At 67.8% G+C, this 3,981-nt stretch carries 4 protein-coding genes; 3 read left to right on the top strand and 1 reads right to left on the bottom strand.

The genetic code is table 11. The features are described 5' to 3' along the window. Positions 1–515 (top strand): GNAT family N-acetyltransferase (locus EQG76_RS06425; protein ID WP_235031231.1); only part of this gene is annotated, 515 nt, incomplete at its 5' end. Positions 516–527: 12 nt separating this feature from the next. Here the strand turns inward: EQG76_RS06425 and EQG76_RS06430 are convergent. Continuing rightward, positions 528–1,295: a triose-phosphate isomerase gene (locus EQG76_RS06430; RefSeq protein ID WP_159711675.1), complete on the bottom strand. Its 768-nt coding sequence runs from the start codon at positions 1,293–1,295 to the stop codon at positions 528–530. Between the two features lie 95 nt (positions 1,296–1,390). On the opposite strand from EQG76_RS06430, the gene EQG76_RS06435 reads away from it, so the two are divergent. Continuing rightward, the gene (locus tag EQG76_RS06435; RefSeq protein WP_159711671.1) at positions 1,391–2,374 is read left to right on the top strand and encodes a sugar-binding transcriptional regulator; all 984 of its coding nucleotides are present in this window, start codon (positions 1,391–1,393) and stop codon (positions 2,372–2,374) included. Between the two features lie 45 nt (positions 2,375–2,419). Next, positions 2,420–3,859, top strand: a complete 1,440-nt coding sequence (locus EQG76_RS06440) for an extracellular solute-binding protein (RefSeq protein ID WP_159711673.1) — start codon at positions 2,420–2,422, stop codon at positions 3,857–3,859. Positions 3,860–3,981 lie beyond the last annotated feature (122 nt).

Below are 3,981 nucleotides of genomic sequence, written 5' to 3' on the forward strand. Positions count from 1 at the left end.
CCTGCAGGCCTGGCAGGGGTAGGGTCCTGGCCATGACGATCACGATCCGCGACCTGTGCGCCGCCGACCGCGAGCAGATGGCGCGCTGGACCATCGACTTCTTCGCCGACCTCAAGGCCGGCGGCGACCCCTACTTCGAGGGCGCGGTCCTGCGCCCGGACGCTGTCGCGCGCGACCTGATCCTGCCGTTTCCGAGCGACCGGCTGGGCGTCATGGCGCTGCGCGATTCGATTCCGGCCGGCTACCTCACCGCCCGTCTCGACCGGCCCTTCGTCCACGAATCACCGATCCACCTGGTCGGCCATGTCAGCCATGTCTATGTGGCGCCGGCCCACCGCCGCCAGGGTGTGGCGCGGGCCCTGCTTGCCCATGCCGAAGCCTGGTTTCGCGACCGGGGCATCGGCTGGATGCAGCTGTCCTGGCAGCCGGGCAACCGGCTGGCCGACCAGGCCTGGCGCGCCAGCGGCTTCGAGCCCTATCGGATCTATGGTCGCCGGCGCATTGCGGAAGGCTGAACCTCCTGCAGTTCAGCCCGTGGCGCCTCGGCGCGCCTCGACCGCCAGCCGGGCGATCTCGAGCAGGCCCTGGGCGGTCCAGGCCGAGCGGCCGACGAACAGCCCGTCCACCTCGGGCACGACCGCCAGCGCCTTGGCATTCTGCGGGTTGACGCTGCCGCCATAGAGCACGGGTGGCTCGATGCCGACCAAGTCGACGACTGCCTGCTTGATCGCGGCATGGATCGGCTGGGCGTCCTCCGGCGTGGCCGGGACGCCGCCCTCGCCGATCGCCCACACCGGCTCATAGGCCAGCCAGACGCGCGCCGCCTCGGCATGAGTCAGGCCGGCCAGCGCCATGCGCGCCTGACGGACATTAGTCGTGATCGCCGCGCCCAGCCGCTTCTCGTCCGCGGTCTCGCCCACGCAGACCAGCGGGGTCAGGCCATGGTCCAATGCCGCGCGCACCTTGCGGTTCACGTCCAGGTCGGTCTCGCCGAAATGGGTGCGGCGCTCGGAATGGCCGAGCTCGATCAGGCTGGCCCCGGCATCCGCGACCATCGTCATCGAGATCTCGCCGGTCCAGGCCCCCTTCTCCGCCCAGTGAGCGTTCTGGGCACCCACCTTGACGCCGGAGCCCGCCAGCAGGCGTGCCACCTCGGCCAGCGCCGTGGCCGGCGGCAGCACGAACAGATCGATCCCGTCCGGGCGCTCGGCCGCCGCCAGCGCGCTGGCATACTCGCGCGCCATCGCCAGCGTATGGTTCATCTTCCAGCCGGTGCCGACCCTGAACTTGCCGATCACGGTTGTTCTCTCCTGCGCTCTGCCTGCGCGCGTATTGACACGGAATGGCACAGAGCGCACCCTGGGGTTACGAACGTACGGACATCGAACGAATGTTCAGCGGGGAGGCCAGCAGGCCGTCGGGAGGCGAGAACAGCCTCGCGACACGGGCCGCATGGCTGTCATTCATCGGCGGGCTGACCCAGGACGAGATCGCCTCGCGCCTGTCGATGAGCCGTGTGAAGGTGAACCGGTTGATCGCCCAGGCACATCGGGACGGCCTGATTCGGGTGTTCATCGAGGGCACGCCGCAGGAATGCGTGACCCTGGAGGACCGGCTCTGCCGCATGTTCGGGCTGAGCGGCTGCTTCGTGGCGCCGATGCTGGACGAGGGCGAGCGGCCGTTGCCGGTCGAGACGCTGGCCGTGGCGGGTGCCCGCGTCCTCCATAACGCGCTGGAGACCGGGCAGGCCCGCATCATCGGCGTGGGCCACGGCCGCACCCTGGCGGCCATGGCCGACCGCCTGCCGCGCCAGCCGCGCGACGGGGTACGGTTCGTCTCGCTGCTGGGCTCGCTCACCCGCAATGCCGCCGCCAACCCGTTCGACGTGATCCACCGCCTGTGCGAACGCACCGGGGCGGAATCCTACTTCCTGCCCGTCCCGTTCTTCGCCGACACAGGCGAGGACAAGGCGGTGCTGATGGCGCAACGCAGCGTGCGCCATGCCCTGGACCTCGGCCGCCAGGCCGACCTGGTCATCGCCGGGCTGGGCGAAGTCGCGAGCGGCTCGTTCCTGGTCAAGACCGGCATGATCACCGTCGAGGAGCTCGACGAGCTGCACCGCCTGGGCGCAGTGGGCGAGATCCTGGGCCGGTTCTTCGACGCGAAGGGCCGGCTGGTGGATGCCGAGATCAATGCGCGGGCGATCGCCATCGATCTCGCCGACCTGCAGGGCAAGGAAGTCGTGATCCTGGCAGGCGGCAAAAGTAAGCCGCAGGCGATCCGCTCGATCCTGTCCACCGGCCTGGTCACCCGCCTTGTCACTGACGAGGCGACGGCGCATGCCGTCATCGAGGCGGCGCCGCAGGGCAACTGAGTTTTCCTTGGCAGTCGGCCCATAGTTCAAAGGGAGGTCTTTAAAATGACGACGAAGCAAAGGGATACCATCGACCGCTTCCTGAAAGGGGGCATGAGCCGCCGCGAGATGATCGAGCGCCTGGGGCGCATGGGCATCGGTGCTGCGGCGGGCGCCTACATCCTGAACCAGGGCATGACCGAGGCGCTGGCCCAGGAGTTCAACTGGAAGGCGCACGAGGGCAAGACGATCAACCTCCTGCTCAACAAGCATCCCTATGCGGATGCGATGATCGCCAACCTGGAGAACTTCAAGTCGCTCACCGGCATGAACGTCACCTACGACGTGTTCCCGGAGGACGTGTATTTCGACAAGGTCGCCGCGGCCCTGTCCTCGCGCAGCAGCCAGTACGACGCCTTCATGACCGGGGCCTACCAGGTCTGGCAGTACGGCCCGGCCGGCTGGGTCGAGGACCTGAACGAGTACATCACCGACAGCGACCAGACCGCGCCCAACTATAACTGGGACGACATGCTGGAGGGCATCCGCAAGTCGACCGCTTGGTCGGGCGTGCCGGGTGCGGAGTTGGGCGGCGAGGACTCCAAGCAGTGGGCGCTGCCCTGGGGCTTCGAGCTGAACTCGATTTCCTACAACCGTCGGATCTTCGACCAGCTCAAGGTCGAGCCGGCCAAGGACCTGCCGGAACTGGTCGAGCTGGCCAAGAAGATCACCGATTCCGACGCCGGCGTGTACGGCATCGGCGTGCGCGGCAGCCGCTCCTGGGCCACCATCCATCCGGGCTATCTCTCCGCCTTCGCCAATTATGGCGCCAAGGACCTGACGGTCCAGGACGGCATGCTCAAGGCGGCGATGAACTCGCCCGAGGCCAAGGAGATGACCGCGCTCTGGGTGAAGATGATTCAGGAGAGCGGGCCGAAGAACTGGGCGACCTACACCTGGTACCAGGTCGGCACCGACCTGGGTGCCGGCGCCTCGGCGATGATCTACGACGCCGACATCCTCGGCTACTTCATGAACGGCGGCGACAACAAGGAAGCCGGCAACCTCGCCTATTCCGCGTTCACGCCCAAGCCCGGCGCTGCGGCCCCCACGCCGAACGTCTGGATCTGGTCGCTCGCGATGAGCACGTTCGGCGGCCAGAAGGACGCCACCTGGTACTTCATGCAGTGGGCGTCGGGCACCGACCATGCCCTGTTCGGCGCGCGCAAGATGGACTTCGTGAACCCGGTCCGTCAGAGCGTGTGGAAGGACGAGGAGTTCCGCTCGCGGATCGCCAAGTCCTATCCGGGCTATATCGAGCAGTTCGAGGCCTCGAGCCCCGGCTCGAAGATCTACTTCACCCCGCAGCCGCTGTTCCAGACCGTGACCACGGACTGGGCTGCTGCCCTGCAGAAGATGGTCGCCAACGAGATCCCGGTCGACGAGGGCCTGGACGAGCTGGCCACCAACATCGACCGGCAGCTCAAGGCCGCCGGCCTCGGCTGATCCGCTCTTCTTGACGATCCAGGATTGGCCCCGCCCCGGTACACCCGTGGCGGGGCCGATCCCGCCTTCACTGGACATCTGGCCATGGCCGCCACGACCGCAACCCAGCCGACCGCAAGCCC

It is taken from the genome of Geminicoccus flavidas (assembly GCF_009806515.1).
Lineage (GTDB): Bacteria > Pseudomonadota > Alphaproteobacteria > Geminicoccales > Geminicoccaceae > Geminicoccus > Geminicoccus flavidus.